Origin of the sequence: Nostoc sp. 'Peltigera membranacea cyanobiont' 232 (assembly GCF_002245985.1) — a bacterium.
Classification (GTDB): domain Bacteria; phylum Cyanobacteriota; class Cyanobacteriia; order Cyanobacteriales; family Nostocaceae; genus Nostoc.
Window position 1 is genome coordinate 1 of sequence record NZ_NOLK01000178.1, and the last position, 14,935, is coordinate 14,935.

General features: G+C 41.7%; 15 protein-coding genes. 10 read left to right on the forward strand and 5 right to left on the reverse strand.

Going from position 1 to position 14,935, the window contains the following annotated elements:
- Positions 1-185 precede the first annotated feature (185 nt).
- A complete protein-coding gene (locus CDG79_RS34210) occupies positions 186-1,109 on the reverse strand; it encodes a tRNA (5-methylaminomethyl-2-thiouridine)(34)-methyltransferase MnmD (RefSeq protein WP_094346082.1) in 924 nt (307 codons plus the stop codon).
- A gap of 401 nt (positions 1,110-1,510) precedes the next feature.
- Between CDG79_RS34210 and CDG79_RS34215 the strand changes: the two genes are divergently transcribed.
- Positions 1,511-2,332 (forward strand): sulfurtransferase, encoded by an 822-nt coding sequence (locus CDG79_RS34215; protein WP_094346083.1) that lies wholly within the window; start codon positions 1,511-1,513, stop codon positions 2,330-2,332.
- 124 nt (positions 2,333-2,456) lie between these two features.
- Here the strand turns inward: CDG79_RS34215 and CDG79_RS34220 are convergent, their stop codons facing one another.
- Positions 2,457-3,758, reverse strand: a complete 1,302-nt coding sequence (locus tag CDG79_RS34220) for a hypothetical protein (RefSeq protein ID WP_094346084.1) — start codon at positions 3,756-3,758, stop codon at positions 2,457-2,459.
- A 576-nt stretch (positions 3,759-4,334) separates the two neighbouring features.
- Between CDG79_RS34220 and CDG79_RS34225 the strand changes: the two genes are divergently transcribed.
- The 3 genes from CDG79_RS34225 (at position 4,335) to CDG79_RS34235 (ending at position 6,176) form a co-directional block, all read left to right on the forward strand.
- The gene (locus CDG79_RS34225; RefSeq protein ID WP_094346092.1) at positions 4,335-4,826 is read left to right on the forward strand and encodes a GNAT family N-acetyltransferase; all 492 of its coding nucleotides are present in this window, start codon (positions 4,335-4,337) and stop codon (positions 4,824-4,826) included.
- Between the two features lie 129 nt (positions 4,827-4,955).
- Positions 4,956-5,633: a ComF family protein gene (locus CDG79_RS34230; RefSeq protein ID WP_094346085.1), complete on the forward strand. Its 678-nt coding sequence runs from the start codon at positions 4,956-4,958 to the stop codon at positions 5,631-5,633.
- An 87-nt stretch (positions 5,634-5,720) separates the two neighbouring features.
- Positions 5,721-6,176, forward strand: coding sequence for a PPC domain-containing protein (locus CDG79_RS34235; RefSeq protein ID WP_094346086.1), 456 nt, complete (start codon positions 5,721-5,723; stop codon positions 6,174-6,176).
- A gap of 99 nt (positions 6,177-6,275) precedes the next feature.
- Here the strand turns inward: CDG79_RS34235 and cobS are convergent, their stop codons facing one another.
- Entirely contained in the window at positions 6,276-7,049 is a 774-nt protein-coding gene (gene cobS, locus CDG79_RS34240) for an adenosylcobinamide-GDP ribazoletransferase (protein ID WP_094346087.1), read from the reverse strand.
- Between the two features lie 375 nt (positions 7,050-7,424).
- Here cobS and CDG79_RS34245 point away from each other — a divergent pair, with 375 nt between their 5' ends.
- The 6 genes from CDG79_RS34245 (at position 7,425) to psbM (ending at position 11,589) form a co-directional block, all read left to right on the forward strand.
- Positions 7,425-7,877: a hypothetical protein gene (locus tag CDG79_RS34245; protein ID WP_094346093.1), complete on the forward strand. Its 453-nt coding sequence runs from the start codon at positions 7,425-7,427 to the stop codon at positions 7,875-7,877.
- Positions 7,878-8,150: 273 nt separating this feature from the next.
- Positions 8,151-9,380 carry an RNA-guided endonuclease InsQ/TnpB family protein gene (locus tag CDG79_RS34250; RefSeq protein ID WP_094346088.1) on the forward strand — a complete coding sequence of 410 codons (1,230 nt, stop codon included), beginning with the start codon at positions 8,151-8,153 and terminating at the stop codon, positions 9,378-9,380.
- Positions 9,381-9,414: 34 nt separating this feature from the next.
- Positions 9,415-10,554, forward strand: coding sequence for a tRNA guanosine(34) transglycosylase Tgt (tgt, locus tag CDG79_RS34255; RefSeq protein WP_094346089.1), 1,140 nt, complete (start codon positions 9,415-9,417; stop codon positions 10,552-10,554).
- Positions 10,555-10,677: 123 nt separating this feature from the next.
- A complete protein-coding gene (locus tag CDG79_RS34260; RefSeq protein WP_006195022.1) occupies positions 10,678-10,815 on the forward strand; it encodes a photosystem II reaction center protein K in 138 nt (45 codons plus the stop codon).
- Between the two features lie 186 nt (positions 10,816-11,001).
- Positions 11,002-11,298 carry a 2Fe-2S iron-sulfur cluster-binding protein gene (locus tag CDG79_RS34265; RefSeq protein ID WP_012407088.1) on the forward strand — a complete coding sequence of 99 codons (297 nt, stop codon included), beginning with the start codon at positions 11,002-11,004 and terminating at the stop codon, positions 11,296-11,298.
- Positions 11,299-11,472: 174 nt separating this feature from the next.
- Entirely contained in the window at positions 11,473-11,589 is a 117-nt protein-coding gene (gene psbM, locus CDG79_RS34270; protein WP_012407089.1) for a photosystem II reaction center protein PsbM, read from the forward strand.
- Positions 11,590-11,747: 158 nt separating this feature from the next.
- On the opposite strand, the gene CDG79_RS34275 is transcribed toward psbM, so the two are convergent.
- Together CDG79_RS34275 and CDG79_RS34280 are read right to left on the reverse strand one after the other, a co-directional pair.
- A complete protein-coding gene (locus tag CDG79_RS34275; RefSeq protein WP_094346090.1) occupies positions 11,748-12,599 on the reverse strand; it encodes a universal stress protein in 852 nt (283 codons plus the stop codon).
- Positions 12,600-13,251: 652 nt separating this feature from the next.
- Positions 13,252-14,826 (reverse strand): alkaline phosphatase D family protein, encoded by a 1,575-nt coding sequence (locus CDG79_RS34280; protein WP_094346091.1) that lies wholly within the window; start codon positions 14,824-14,826, stop codon positions 13,252-13,254.
- Positions 14,827-14,935 lie beyond the last annotated feature (109 nt).

The window sequence follows — 14,935 nt, forward strand, 5'->3', positions numbered from 1 at the left end:
TAACGCTCTTCTATTACTCTCGTTAAATAAAAATTCAGAACCCTTGATTTTTAAGGCTTTGATAAATTTACGAGTAGGTTGGGTTGAGGGACGAAACCCAACACGAAAAATCCTTGGTTTTGTTGGGTTTCACTTTGTTCAACCCAACCTATATTTTTTTCTTTAATCAGAGTCATAAAAGAGCGTTAAAAGCTACTTCCCATAAAATCCCTGCCTTGTGTTCCCAATAACCACCTTTTTCGCCAACGGGAGGTAGGTTCGAGTGAAGAGATTTGTTGTTCTTGTTGTCGCCGCATCACTATGACTTCAGCTGAATCGCTCAATTTGGGATCGCGGTAGGGGATAGCAGCACGGGTTAGTAAGTGTTCTTTTTCAACTTGTGAGAGGGAACCAAGTATTGAGTAGTTATTATGCTCAGTGCTGACAAGATGGGCTGCCACAGTACCAGGCGATCGCCTCCCCACGGGTGGGGTAGAACCTAGCACCAAACCAGCAGACAAAAATGCTGTGCGGACAGCAGCAGCACATGAATAGGTGGCTAATAAACCATCTTGATGTAAACACAATGACAGTTGTTTAATAAATTCAACAGTCCATAGTTGAGGACACTGTGGTGGTGAAAACGCATCGAGGAAAATTGCGTCTCCTAAGAAACCCGACTGATGTACTAGGGCGATCGTATTTCTAGCATCACCAATTAGTAGCTTTGCTTTCAGGCGAGGTGTTTGCACTTGATACTCAAAAGCTAGCTGGGACAATATTTCAATATAGTTACAATTCCAATTGTCGAACAAGTGATGAGCGATCGCAGCTTGTGGTACTGCTGGATTCACTTCTAAACCGATTACTTCTACATAACAATCGGGATTCACTGCCCAAATTGTCTGCAAAGCAGCAGCTGTGTTATATCCTAGACCATAACAAATATCCAACAGCCGTAAGACTGGTTTTTGGGCGGCTGTAGCTAGTTGAGTTGGTTTTACAAACTTGAAAAAACTTTCCTGCTTCGCTCCATAATGGCTGTGAAAGGATTCACCAAACTCTTGAGAGACAAAGGTGAAAGAACCATCTGCTGTGAGCTTAGGTGTAAAATTTTCTAAGTCTGACATTTTATATTTTATAAATAAACTTGAATTCTTTGAGAGCTTTGTCGTGAGATATTTGCTATCAGTGTTGGGTTTCGTTCCCCTACGAGCGATCGCACTGGACTCAAATCAAATTCACTTCTCACACTTAACAACATAATATACGCGATCGCATTTCTAAATTACGTATATTAAAGGTTGCTATATTTACCTAGTATTCGTTCCTTAATCCAACCTACCAGCGATCGCTAGACTTCGGTACAAAAGATGATAAAGTCATCATTGGTAACGTCATCCTACAGTACAAAGACCTGATTAGCGCGATTGTAACTGATGACACCGCCACCACAAACTAAGCACAAACAGTAGTAATAAATCGTATTTGTGCCAGTTACGTAAGTCCTCTAAATAATGCCCAATTTCAAATGCCCAATTCCCAATTTGTTGTTTCGCCAGCTTGGTTATTTGAACATCTAGAAGATCCGCAAGTCGTGATTGTGGATTGTCGCTTTTCTTTAGCCGATCCACATCTAGGACGACAACAATACCAAACAAGCCATATTAAAGGATCGTATTACCTAGATTTAAATCAGGATCTTTCCAGTCCAGTGCGTCAACATGGCGGGAGACATCCTTTACCTAACGCTAACGATCTCGCTAAAAAATTTGCGGCGATTGGGGTAAATTACCAAAAAACTCTGGTTGTAGCTTATGATGATTCGCGCTTTGCCTTTGCATCTCGTTTATGGTGGCTATTGCGCTATCTCGGACATGAGCAAGTTGCGGTACTGGATGGAGGCTTTACTGGATGGCAAAAAGCTGGTTATCCGATTACGGATGTCGTTCCTCAACCCCGGATCGGTACTTTTGTAGCTGAAGTCCAAACAGAAAAGGTGGTAGATATTACGACGGTGAAAAGCCGGAAAGATAGCGACAAGGTAGTATTGGTGGATTCGAGAGAAAGCGATCGCTATCGAGGTGAACGAGAGCCAATTGATAAAATTGCCGGACATATTCCTGGTGCAGTCAACTATCCTTGGCAAGAAGTTACAGACTCTTCCGGCTACTTACTCCCTCAAGAAGAACAACGCCGTCGGTGGGAACAGCTAGAAACAGCCGAAGAAATCTTGGTTTATTGCGGTTCTGGCGTTACTGCTTGCGTAAATTTGCTTTCTTTAGAATTAGCTGGCATTAACAAAGGTAGACTTTATGCTGGTAGCTGGAGCGATTGGATTTCTTATTTATAGTTATTGGTCATTGGTCATTGGTCATTAGTCATTAGTCATTAGTCATTAGTCATTGGTCATTAGTCATTAGTCATTAGTCATTAGTCATTGTTTTTGACTCAGGACAAAGGACAAAAGACTAATTTCAAAACTGACCTAATTGCAAATTATAATTAATACTGAAGAACCAACCATCAAAATCAATGTATTCGACGGTTGAACTGCCTAAACTCACTCCAGCCTGAATATTCATATTAGTGGTATCGGATATTCGGTAATTTAAGTGCCCGAATAGCCGATGAAACTGGTCTTCTCGATCGCGCTGTGTAAAGTCGGATAAATTCACCTGGTAGTCAATACCAACCTGGAGAGGCTTTTGCAAGTAGTAGTTTAGAGACACCCAAAAGGAATTGATTATCCGATCGCGACTTTGGGGGTCGGCAAAATTTACACTTAATTCGTATAAGCTCTCTAGGGTTAATCTTGGAGTTAAGATATCTCGCCTTCCCAAAGATAATTGGAGAGAATTCTCATTTAAAAAGCGATCGCCTGCTTTAAAGCTATCCAGGCGATCGCTGTTATTAGCATAAAATAACTGTTGATTGCTGAAATTGATTTCTCCGTACATTCGCCGCGATAGCTGCTGGTAAAGACTGAGATTGAATCTCACCTGGTTGTAATGATATTGTGACTCATTTACATAACGAATCAGATTGCCATCAATTGAGCCGTTTAAATAAGTCTTAGATCCTAAAGGGAAATATGCAGAGGCTAGTGTCAGTCCAGAAAAAATTAAACCATCTTCTATTGGATTATCATTTGACGAAAAAATGTTATTCGTTTGGAAGTAGCCGACATGAGCTTGTAGATAGCCTATGGGTTTCAACTTAACTACGGGTTTTTCTTTAAGTGGTGGTGGCTGCTGTTCTAGGGGTAGTAACCGCACCCGCAACCCTAATTCGCGATCGCTATCAGAGTGAGATGGCTGTTTTGGCGATCGCAATAGCTGCATAAGCCTCTTTAGTCTTTGGGACTGATTTATTTGAGGTGGATTCAACAATTGCTCTTTTGAGTCTGAAGGAGATGTAGGTAAAACACTTGGCTGTGATTCTAGTTGTGGCGCTTCATTTTGCTTTTGACTATCCCCAGGTTCTCCGGTTTTGTCTGGGACTTGAGCTTTTTCTGGTGTTTGCTGTGTCAGATTTAACGGCATCTGAGAGTCTAAAGGATGCGACTTACTAGACTGCTTGCACAAAGAGTTAATTGCCTCTGGCTCCAACTTCTGACATAATTGCTGATAATTTACCTGTGTGCTTGCTAAATTCTTAGGATGCCAAGCATCTGTAATTGCAGATTCTGCCGCATCTACTTTAATGCAACACCAGCTTCCACTACTGGACGCTAAGAAAATACAAAAAAACAAATTTTTCCAGTTCTTGAGTCGCATCTAGTTAGATCGCGTTAATCGCGTTTGGCGAATGTAGACCTACAAGCTGTATCGGAACTTCCGACTCAGAATATACAATGGAGTGCATCTATTTTAGCTTTGTAGGTATATACTGAAACTACAAGTTAAAATTTATAATTTTCGGATTGTTACCAATTTTTTTTTACTTGATACTGAGATTCTCCGATCGGGCTTTTGATGAGCTTTAGTGAAATACAGCCAATGAGTAATTTCACAACAGATCCCTAGCAACTTCTTATCTTGCATAAGTAGAACAGGGTAAATAATTAAAGGTTTGTAGTGAGAACTTTAGTTCTCAAATCAGGACTAAAGTCCTTACTACGAACTGATTTCCGCTAAAGTTACATTACTTTACATAGTTTGTTTTTTTTCAAGTCGTTCTACTTAGTTGCTAAAGAAGACAAGAGGAGGGGAGGATAATTCCCCTCCTCTTGTCCGTTTATTGACACCTTGAAAGTACTGCCTGAAACTGAGTCTGCAAGAATTGCTATTTGCTGGGTAAATTGGGATATAGAACCAGAAAATTTTCTGTGTAAACTTGACCACCAAATGGTAATGAAAAAATATTATCAAGATTTTTTAATCCGTAATTGGGCAGAAAGCGATCGCACAAGAGCCGCCGAAGTCATCAGTTATGTATTATCAGAATACGGTCTGGGTTGGGAACCGAAGGGCGCTGACCGAGATGTGCTACGAGTAGAGGAATTTTATTTAGCTACTGGGGGAGAGTTTTGGGTAATTGAACACCAAAGCCAGTTAGTCGGTACTGGGGCATACTACCCCATACACCGAGGCAAAAAAGCTGTAGAAATCCGCAAAATGTATCTTTTGCCCAGCATTAGGGGTTTGGGATTAGGGAAATATTTGTTACAACAGCTAGAAGCAGCGATCGCAGAGCGGGGATTTGGGCAAATTTGGATTGAAACCGCCAGCGTTTTGGTGGAAGCAGTCAAGCTGTATGAAAGCAACGGCTACACTCCAGCAACGGGAGTAGAAACAACACGCTGCGATCGCGTGTATTTTAAGTCATTGGTCAATGGTCATTAGTCATTGGTCATTGGTCATTGGTTATTAGTCATTGGTCATTGGTCATTGGTCATTGGTCATTGGTCATTGGTCATTGGTCATTGGTCATTGGTCATTAGTCATTAGTCATTAGTTAAGAACAAAGGACAAATGCACACTTGGATTAAAAATCTTACAGGCTTACTCAATCTTTTTCTCCAATCCCATTGCCCCCTATGTCAACGCGCAACTTCGCAAGAATTTTGTCAGAACTGCACCAGACAACTGCAAAAATGTCAACGTAAAGACCCAATTTCTCTATGGAAAGAGCCAATACCAGTATTTGGCTGGGGGGAGTATGGTGGCCCGGTAAAACGAGCGATCGCCGCAATGAAATACGAAAATCAACCCCAAATAGCTCGCCCCTTGGGTCAATGGTTAGGAGAAGCATGGTTGTTAAATTCACCGAGGCGAGATAGTCAGCCTGTGGTAGTTCCCATTCCACTGCACCCTAGTAAGCAAAAGCAGCGTAAATACAATCAAGCTGGACTGATCGCACAAAGCTTCTGCGAAATAACTGGATTAAAATTGAAACTAAACGGTTTAGCCAGAGTTCGAGAAACTGAAGCGCAATTTGGTTTATCGGTATCTAAACTAGAAAAAAACTTAGTTCAAGCTTTTGCTGTTGGGCAAGAATTTCGCGATCGCCCCCCAAATGTTCCAGTACTGTTAGTGGACGACATTTATACTACTGGTGCTACTGCCAGGTCTGCTGTGCAAACACTTCGTCAGTATGGAATCGTGGTCTTAGGATTAGTAGCAGTAGCCACTGCTGTCAAAGACGGATAAATCCCGAATTAATGGGCTAAATTGAACATATAAGCGCATAAGTTGACCGAATTACTCTATTTTTGTGGAAAAAATTGCTTGAAATGTATGAATAAAGTTTTTGCGGCGGGTTTAAAACAACTCATGATTATTCCTGCCACATTGCTGGCAATAGGCGTAAGTACAAGTGCAGCTTTTGCTCAAAATAAGTTGTATAGTCCAATTCCTTTATCTAACAGTACTGAAATTACTGATAGCCTCTCAGATAAAGACATTCCCACAGGTCAAGGTGGGTTTGCTCGTGATTACACAGTGAAGTTACAAAAGGGCGATAATTTAGCAGTTGACCTGTCATCTGAAAACTTTGACAGCATCGTCACACTGCTAGCACCTGATGGTTCGACTCTTGCAGAAAATGATGATGGCCCTGATGGTACTAGCAATTCCTTACTATTTACCCGCATCGTAGAGACAGGGAATTATGTTATTCGTGTCCGGTCTTTTGGAGAAACTGGGGTTGGGGCTTTTAAGCTCAAGGTGACAAAGCTGCAACCGATTAAATGAATTTGTCATTTGTCATTGGTCATTTGTCATTTTTCATTGGTTATTGGTTAAGAGTCAGGAATTAAAAATTCTTTTCCTGCTCCTTTATCTCCGCATTTATTAAAAAACGGTCAGCACGCAGAGAAATAAGGCTTCAGTCCACTCGACGACTGCGCCGTAGGTGTCTCCGGTGTGTCCGCCTAATTTGTGGTTGAACCATGCACCGGTTAGAGTGGCGATCGCACTTCCGGCAATTATCATTGCTAATGCGAGAAATAGCTGCTGCTTATTGATCAGGACAAGTAAACCACTCAAACTCAAGAGCAATAAGAAGCCTGGTAATAAATCTTTGTAAGAACGAATGGCTTGTTTGTGAAATGCACCTTTGCCAGTTGGTTTGAGATAAGGATATCGCGCGATCGCTACCTGTTGTCCCCAACGTCCCCAGCCACAAGCAGCCATCAGTAATAAACAACGGTTTTCTGGCATATCTGTTAGGGCTGTCATTTTTAGTAACACTAATGCGATCGCAGCCATTGCCCCAAATGCACCTGTAGCACTATCTGCCATCACCTCCAGCCGCCGATCTGGATCGCCCACTGCTAAACCATCGGCGGTATCCATTGCCCCATCTAAGTGCAGTCCTCCAGTTATTCCAATCCAAATACTTACTACCAAAGCACTACGAGTTAACACGGGCATACCAAGATAATCCATTCCCGTATCTAGTAACCCTAAAATTCCCCCAATTATCAACCCTACAAGCGAAGCAAGACGTGCCACTCCCTGAAAGTCCAATCCGTTCAAATACGGTAATGGAATACTCGTGTAAAATATAATACTAGCTGCCAGCTTGAACAGCAGCTTTTTCCACCACTGTTGCTGTTTCGTCATCGTAGTTACATTAATATTTGGTTAATTGCTGGATAATCATCTTAATTTGACTACAACTGAACATTAGTAGACTTTAAAGCTTTAGATAAGATTTACTTCTGTTAGAGATTATCACTGAAAATTTTGTTATGCTGGTCTAAGTAATAGGTAAAAACTTTTGAGTAAGTTTTTATACAAAAAATGATTCAGGAAATTAAAGTTCCATCAAGAATCAAAATTTGTATTTTGTATTCGTTAACTAAAAACTTACTCCAAATTGTTAGACGATTGCCCCACAAAATTGATATTTTTTTAAATGTAGGGAGTAAACAAGCTATTCGATTATGACAGTTTAGCTATGTTGTTACTCTCCTTAGCTCAATGCGCTATTTTCCTATGAGTCACCATCTACCCGACACCAGGATACCAGCTCCGTGCATTATTAACACGGGCATCATTGTGAATAAGCTCGACATCCGGCGATTGCTGGGAGACTTAGGTCGAGTCCACTACATCTACACCCAAGAAGATAAGGTACTGAGCGAGGGTGAAGGGGATGTGATGGAAGTTTTTGCTAATCCACAAAGGTCTACCTTAGTGGCTAACCATGCACTATACTTGAACATTTATAGTTTTGATTACTTGGAACTCAAACAGTCACCGCAACAAGAAACCTACTTCGATTTGATGCAAGAAGGGGTGTGTCTGCGGTTGATTCCCCGCTCAACCCCCATCCAAGAGCGACGAGAGCGAACCTTCAATGTCAGCGCTATAGAAGCGATGATGGAGCAAGTCCTCTCAGCCAGATGGGATGCAGAAATTGACGATGACTGTTCTGATTCTTTTTAACGAATTCGGCGGAATTTCCCACCCTCTCTACGAGACGCTGCGCGAACAGCGACAGTAGGGTGGGGATGGATAGCCAGACGACGACGAAAGCACCTCCGACCAATATCAACCGCAGGTTGATTAGGAAGTGGGGTATTTGATAGCGTTGGCGTAGCCTCTCGTAGAGAAGCGTTAGCTCATCCTGGAGCGTCGAAGTCGTCAATTATTTTATTTTGTTACTTTACCACAATCTATCTTTATGGTAGAGTAAATACCTCAAGGAGGTAATGTTGAGTGTTACACAAGGTTGTACAAGTCCGTTTATATCCGTCACTTGAGCAAGAAATACAACTAGCGCAAACTTTTGGGTGCGCTCGTTGGTGGTGGAATTATGCCCTAAATAAGTCGATTGAGACTTACAAAGAAACGGGTAAGGGACTTAGCCGTGTTGCGCTCAACGCATTTCTTCCTACACTCAAAAAGGCAGAAGAGACTATGTGGTTAGCTGATTGTTATAGCCAAGTTTTACAGGCTATGACACTTGATCTAACTACAGCCTACAAAAACTTTTTTGAGAAACGTGCTGGATTTCCTAAGTTCAAATCTAAGCATGGCAAACAGTCTATCCAGTATCCTCAAAACGTCAAGATTGTAGATGGTAATGTTAAACTCCCTGGCAATATAGGGATAGTCAAAGCCAAAATACACAGAGCAATTGAGGGGAAAGTCAAGACTGTTACTGTAAGCAAAACGCCCTCTGGCAAATACCTTGCATCTATCCTGACTGAGTTAGAGGGTGAAAATCCGGTTATTTCAGAAGGTAAAATATATGGGATTGATCTAGGCTTGAAACACTTTGCTGTCGTCACTGATGGCGAAAAGGTTTCCAAATACGATAACCCTAAACACCTTGCTAAACACGAGAAAAACCTCAAATGTAAGCAGAAAAAATTAGCACGTAAACAAAAAGGAAGTAAATCAAGGAATAGATATAGAAAAGTTGTTGCCAAAGTGTACGAGCGAGTTAGTAATTCGCGGCAGGATTTTCTACATAAACTTAGTTATAAGTTAGTCAGCGATAGCCAAGCTGTCATAGTAGAAAATCTTAATGTCAAAGGCATGGTTCGTAATCACAAATTGGCGAAATCAATATCTGATGTTGGTTGGGGAACATTCACCAACTTTTTAGCCTATAAACTGGAACGCAGAGGTGGGAAGTTGGTTGAAATTGATAGGTGGTTCCCAAGTTCTAAGCTCTGTTCTAATTGTTTCTATCAAATAGGTGAGATGCCATTGGATGTCCGTGAGTGGACTTGTCCTCATTGTGGCACTCATCATGATAGGGATGGAAACGCAGCGATAAATATTAGAGCAGAGGGCATCAGAATGATAAAGGCGGAAGGTTCAGCCGTCTCTGCTGTAGGAGGAGAGGTAAGTCCTACTCTTGGGCGAAAGTCTAAGTTTAGGCACTCCCCCGTGATTACAGAAGCCCCAACTTCAACCGTACTCGGTAAGTTGGGGTAGTTCACTAGGCGCATCTTCAAAAATCTAAAATGGCATGAGTGCGAATTTTTCCTTTGAATGTCTTGCTTGCTGTAGTCAGACAAAAGCTAGAGCCGGAGTGTTTTCTACTCCTCACGGGGTTGTAGAAACCCCCAGATTTATGCCAGTGGGAACGCTGGCAAATGTCAAGACTATCACCCCAGCCCAACTACGAGATACTGGGGCGCAAATGGTCTTATCTAATACTTATCATCTTCACCTCCAACCAGGCGAAGCGATCGTGGCTGGGGGTGGTGGGTTGCACAAATTTATGGGTTGGAATGGCCCAATGCTCACAGATTCCGGTGGATTTCAGGTGTTCAGTTTAAGTGAGATGCGAAAAATTACTGAAGAAGGTGTAACTTTCCGCTCACCTCACGATGGACGAATTATTAACTTGACACCAGAACGCTCCATTGAAATTCAAAATACTTTGGGGGCAGATGTGATTATGGCCTTTGATGAGTGTCCGCCCTACCCAGCGACTCGCCAAGAAGTTGAAACTGCAACTGAGCGCACTTATCGCTGGTTAGAACGTTGTATAACGGCTCATCAACACAGTGAACAGGCTTTGTTTGGGATTGTGCAGGGAGGGGTGTATTTAGATTTGCGTTGCCGTGCGGCTGAAGCTTTGGCTAAGTTAGATTTACCTGGATATGCCATCGGTGGCGTGAGTGTGGGAGAACCACCAGAATTGATGGCTGAGATTGTAAAAGTGACAGCACCGCTTTTACCGCCCGAAAAGCCGCGTTATTTGATGGGTGTGGGTACTTATCGGGAAATGGCGATCGCGATCGCATCTGGTATAGATTTATTTGATTGCGTAATTCCCACTCGCTGGGCGAGACATGGAACGGCAATAGTCCAGGGCGGACGCTGGAATTTAAAAAATGCTAAGTTTCGTGAAGATTTTACGCCATTAGATGAAACTTGTCCTTGCTACACGTGTCAAAATTTTAGTCGTGCTTATGTATCTCATTTAGTGCGATCGCAAGAAATTTTAGCTTATACCTTGTTGAGCATTCACAACATTACCGAGCTAATTCGCTTTACCCAAAAAATTAGAGAAGCAATATTAAGCGATCGCTTCACCACAGAATTTGGTCACTGGCTTAACGAAGAAACGCGAAATCAAGAGTGCGAAGTGGGGGAGTAAGGAAGAATAATTAATGCCCAATCCCCAATCCCCAATCCCCAATCCCCAATGATAAATAACCAAACCATGTTAAGATACTTCTCAATTATGAAAGCTGTGTTGGATAGGTGGATTTAAACAAACATGGAAGCAGCACTTTTATTAGCAAAACTGCCTGAAGCTTACCAAATCTTCGATCCTTTGGTAGACGTTCTCCCAGTCATCCCTGTATTCTTCTTGTTACTTGCTTTCGTTTGGCAAGCAGCTGTGGGATTTAGGTAAGTTAATTTATTTTTCAATTGAGTAGAACAGGCAATATGCCTGTTCTATTTTTTGTGGCACTATATTTTATAAAATTAACATTTATTAATATTTTGTAATGTTTTAATATAATAAATAAGATATGAATCAAGCCATGTCAATATGAAGCCTTGAAAGCCAAGCTTAGAGTCAAGGAGGAAATCAGTTATGGGTAATATCAAATTCGTTAAAGAGAATAAAGAAGTCGTGGCGGCAGATGGTGCAAATCTCCGACTCAAAGCCATGCAAAATGACATTGATATATATACATTTATTGGCAAGATGACCAATTGTGGTGGTAATGGTCAATGTGGTACTTGTATTGTCGAGATAGTCGAAGGACTAGAAAATCTTTCCCCCCGCACAGATGTAGAAAATCGTAAATTCAAGAAAAAGCCGGAAAATTACCGTCTTGCATGTCAAACTTTAGTAAATGGCTCAGTCAGTGTAGTCACGAAGCCTTAAGTTCTCAAATCTGCCATTGCCTGAATTTCTATCCAGTCAGTAGTCAAAATACTTACCAAAATTGAGTTTATTCATTTTGAATTTTGAATTTTGAATTTTGAATTGGTATAACTCTGTCATTGATAATGGTATCCTAATGTTGTTGACTGGAAAACTAAGAGAGGCTTTCTTGCCATGCAAGTTAATGACCTGGGGTTCGTAGCGAGCATTTTGTTCGTATTAGTTCCCACTGTGTTTTTACTAATTCTGTACATCCAAACTGCTAGCCGCCAAGGTGGAAAAGATAGTTAAGAATTTGTGTATAAAATAAATAACCCCTGCACTATGTAGTGTAGGGGTTTTCATTTATCAACAGGTAACTGATAACATTCCTGTAGGGGCAATTCATGAATTGCCCCTACAGTCTTCTCTACTATTTACAACAATTCTTATACTCAGCACTGCTTAGTTTAAGCGATCGTCCGCGCCAACAGAACTGGACAAGTGGCATTGACTCGAACATAGTCAGACAAGGAAGATCCGATGAGTCTGTCTATATCAACAAAACTCTTAGCAATGGATGGACGACGATCTGGAGAACCGAGCAATAATAAGTCTATATTCAACTCCTCTGCCAACCGACAAATTTCTTCACCAGGTTTGCCACTGCTGATATAAGAACGAGATTGGATACCCTGTTTTTGAGCTTCTGCAACTGCGGCTGCTAAAACTGGATTTTTATCTGAGTTAACCTCGGTTACTTCCGATTTTTTACCGCCTAAATCTGTACTAATATTTGCCAAAATTAACTGGCCTCCCTGAATATCTCGCAGTAAAAATAGTGCCAATTTCAAGCAGTTTTTTGCAGAATCAGAATTGTCTATTGCCACCATAATGCGCTTAATTCTTTTAACATAAATGTCATCTTTCACCAGCAACATGGGGCGAGAAGATAGCTGAAAAACATACTGACTGACTGAGTTCGATAAAATAGATTGCAGTCGCTTGAGTCCGCGTGAACCCATAACAATCAAGTCAGCGTCGATTTCATCAGCTACTTGGCAAACTACATCTTTCGGGTCGCCTTCGCGCAAAATTGAAGAAACCTGGCTAGGATCTAAGTTCAAAGTTTGAATTGCATTAGCCAGAATTTTACCACCATTTTCCCATTTAGTTGTCATGGTAGCAGCAGTATTTTGTGCCTGAACAACATGCAAAATTGTAACTTTCGCAGATTCAATTGAAGGGATTTCTCTCAGGGTTTTGAGCATTTCTTCTGCGTGTCCCAATCCTGATACAGTCAGCAAAATTTTGTTTATCATCTTACGTAATTGTTTTTAAGTTTACTTTTGTTTTCGCTGTTAGTATTTGGCTTAGGTCGGATTTTCACTGCCTTACTCGATAACCTAGTACTCTGTCAAGCTAGTAATGAAAAGTTTGCAGTAAGCACTTTAGTGCTTAGAAAATAAGGACTGAAGTCCTGACTACGAACTTTCTTACTCATCAATTTAAACTTCACAGACTACTGGTTAGGAAGTTCACACAAATAAACTTTGTTTCTTAGTATTTAATACTCAAACAAATAGCAAAGTAAAAAATCTCAACAAAAGTTTAAGTTTATTTGCACCTAGTTACTTAACTTCTTAACTAGACTCCAATTATTAAGCATACTCTCAATCTAGTCTGATTAACTTAATAAAATATGATGTTAGTTATCATTGTTAATCTATGTTCACTTTTTTTAATTAGAAGTTAGTTAAGTATTGCAAAGAAATTCCCAAACAACTCTTTAGAATAATTGATTGGCTGTAACCTTGAACAAGCGATCGCTTCCAGGTTGAATATTGAAAAGTAATATTTTATACCAATAAAAACCTCTCCCTGGTTTTAGTACGTAAAACCGTCCCTCTCTAACTCGGAGAGGGAGAGACTTGAAATCTAGTTGAAGTCAGGGAGAGGTTGATAGAATTGACGTTAACTTAAATGCGCTCCTGGTTGTCCGTTTTGGACTACAAAGGAAGCTAGGGTTTTGACAGAGGCATTCAAATCAACGATGCTTGAGACAACCCGGTAGTCACTTTGCCAGCATTCTGGGGTAAGTTTGCAACAGACGTATCCTCGGTAAGCACCGTCAAAAAACTTAGTATGGGGATTGTTGGGTAGAGCAGCTTGAACTGGAGCAATAAATGATGTGGGAAAGTCAGAAGTAATTGAGGTTCCGACGAACTCAGTGCCTACCGTTGTTGAGTTGGGGTTATTAAAATCAAGCTTCAAATCGTGTACCCAACTAGAGTGAATGTCTCCGCTAATCACTACTGGATTAGAAGGTTTACGTTGGTTGAGAAAACTCAAAAGCCGATTCCGTGCAGCCACGTAGCCATCCCACTGATCCATATTGAATACCCCGGCGGAGCCTGGAGTACTATTAAAATTGTACTGGCCGAACATTACCTGTTGAGCAATCACATTCCAGCGCGATCGCGACCGATCTAAACCTTTTCGTAGCCACTGCTCTTGTTCTGAGCCGGTCATGGTAGCATTTGGATCAAAAGCTCCGGTGCAGCGAGGCTTTAGTCCATCATCACAAGGTTGGTTAGTGCGGTATTGTCTGGTATCTAGGACGTTGAACTCAGCTAAATTACCGAAAGTCAACCGCCGATAAAGTAGTGCATCTGGGCCTTTCGGCAGCGAAGATTCACGTAGAGGCATGTGTTCGTAGTAAGCTTGGTACGCATTAGCTCGGCGTTTCCTAAAAGCCTCTTCGGTTTGGTTATCTTCGGGGATTAAATTGGCATAGTTATTGTCAACTTCATGATCGTCCCAAGTGACAATCCAGGGAAAAGCAGCATGAGCAGCTTGGAGACTCTCGTCTGTTCTGTACAGGGCGTAGCGATCGCGGTAATCTGCAAGAGTGATGATTTCTGGACTGTTATGCTGGCGTGGCCCACCAGATTGTGGCCCGTATTCGTAAATGTAATCGCCTAGATGAACCACAAGGTCGAGGTTTTCTTCAGCCAAATGCCGATAAGCCGTATAGTAGCCATTTTGCCAGTCTTGACAGGAGACAAAAGCAAAGTTTAGTTGTTGGGTATAGCTATAAAATGCTGGTGCTGTGCGAGTCCGCCCAATGGGGCTAGCTTCTCTACCAGTTTGAAATTGATACCAGTACCAACGGTCAGGATCTAGCCCCCGCACATCAACGTGGACTGAGTGCGCTAACTCTGGTGTTGCTAGCACTGTTCCTCGACGCACAACCTGTCTCATGTTTTCATCAAGGGCAACTTGCCACCGCACTGGCACATTTACCAATGGCATTTCATCTCCAGAGAGCGGATTTGGAGCCAGTCGTGTCCAGATGACAACACCATCCGGCAAAGGATCGCCAGAGGCAACACCAAGACTGAACGGATAGCCGGAAAACCTTGAGTTAGCTAATACGGGATGCCATTGGCTAGTAATTGTTAACCCTGTTAAGAATCCTGCGCCCAACAAAAAACTCCGCCGTCTGCACCGATTTGCTAGGAGGCGCGTGCCATCTATAAGTTCCATATTCACCTCTACCCAGATGTAAATACAAGGAACCTAGCAATCCAGGATCAAGCAGAAATTAAGATTTTGTTAAGTTTAAGATTGGGAATTGGGCATTAGTTCTTTATTC

Bases quoted from the DNA above. Each gene is read 5' to 3' on its own strand.
- CDG79_RS34210 (WP_094346082.1), bottom strand. From the start codon at position 1,109: ATGTCAGACTTAGAAAATTTTACACCTAAGCTCACAGCAGATGGTTCT.
- CDG79_RS34215 (WP_094346083.1), top strand. From the start codon at position 1,511: ATGCCCAATTCCCAATTTGTTGTTTCGCCAGCTTGGTTATTTGAACAT.
- CDG79_RS34220 (WP_094346084.1), bottom strand. From the start codon at position 3,758: ATGCGACTCAAGAACTGGAAAAATTTGTTTTTTTGTATTTTCTTAGCG.
- CDG79_RS34225 (WP_094346092.1), top strand. From the start codon at position 4,335: ATGAAAAAATATTATCAAGATTTTTTAATCCGTAATTGGGCAGAAAGC.
- CDG79_RS34230 (WP_094346085.1), top strand. From the start codon at position 4,956: ATGCACACTTGGATTAAAAATCTTACAGGCTTACTCAATCTTTTTCTC.
- CDG79_RS34235 (WP_094346086.1), top strand. From the start codon at position 5,721: ATGAATAAAGTTTTTGCGGCGGGTTTAAAACAACTCATGATTATTCCT.
- cobS (WP_094346087.1), bottom strand. From the start codon at position 7,049: ATGACGAAACAGCAACAGTGGTGGAAAAAGCTGCTGTTCAAGCTGGCA.
- CDG79_RS34245 (WP_094346093.1), top strand. From the start codon at position 7,425: ATGAGTCACCATCTACCCGACACCAGGATACCAGCTCCGTGCATTATT.
- tgt (WP_094346089.1), top strand. From the start codon at position 9,415: ATGAGTGCGAATTTTTCCTTTGAATGTCTTGCTTGCTGTAGTCAGACA.
- CDG79_RS34260 (WP_006195022.1), top strand. From the start codon at position 10,678: ATGGAAGCAGCACTTTTATTAGCAAAACTGCCTGAAGCTTACCAAATC.
- CDG79_RS34265 (WP_012407088.1), top strand. From the start codon at position 11,002: ATGGGTAATATCAAATTCGTTAAAGAGAATAAAGAAGTCGTGGCGGCA.
- psbM (WP_012407089.1), top strand. From the start codon at position 11,473: ATGCAAGTTAATGACCTGGGGTTCGTAGCGAGCATTTTGTTCGTATTA.
- CDG79_RS34275 (WP_094346090.1), bottom strand. From the start codon at position 12,599: ATGATAAACAAAATTTTGCTGACTGTATCAGGATTGGGACACGCAGAA.
- CDG79_RS34280 (WP_094346091.1), bottom strand. From the start codon at position 14,826: ATGGAACTTATAGATGGCACGCGCCTCCTAGCAAATCGGTGCAGACGG.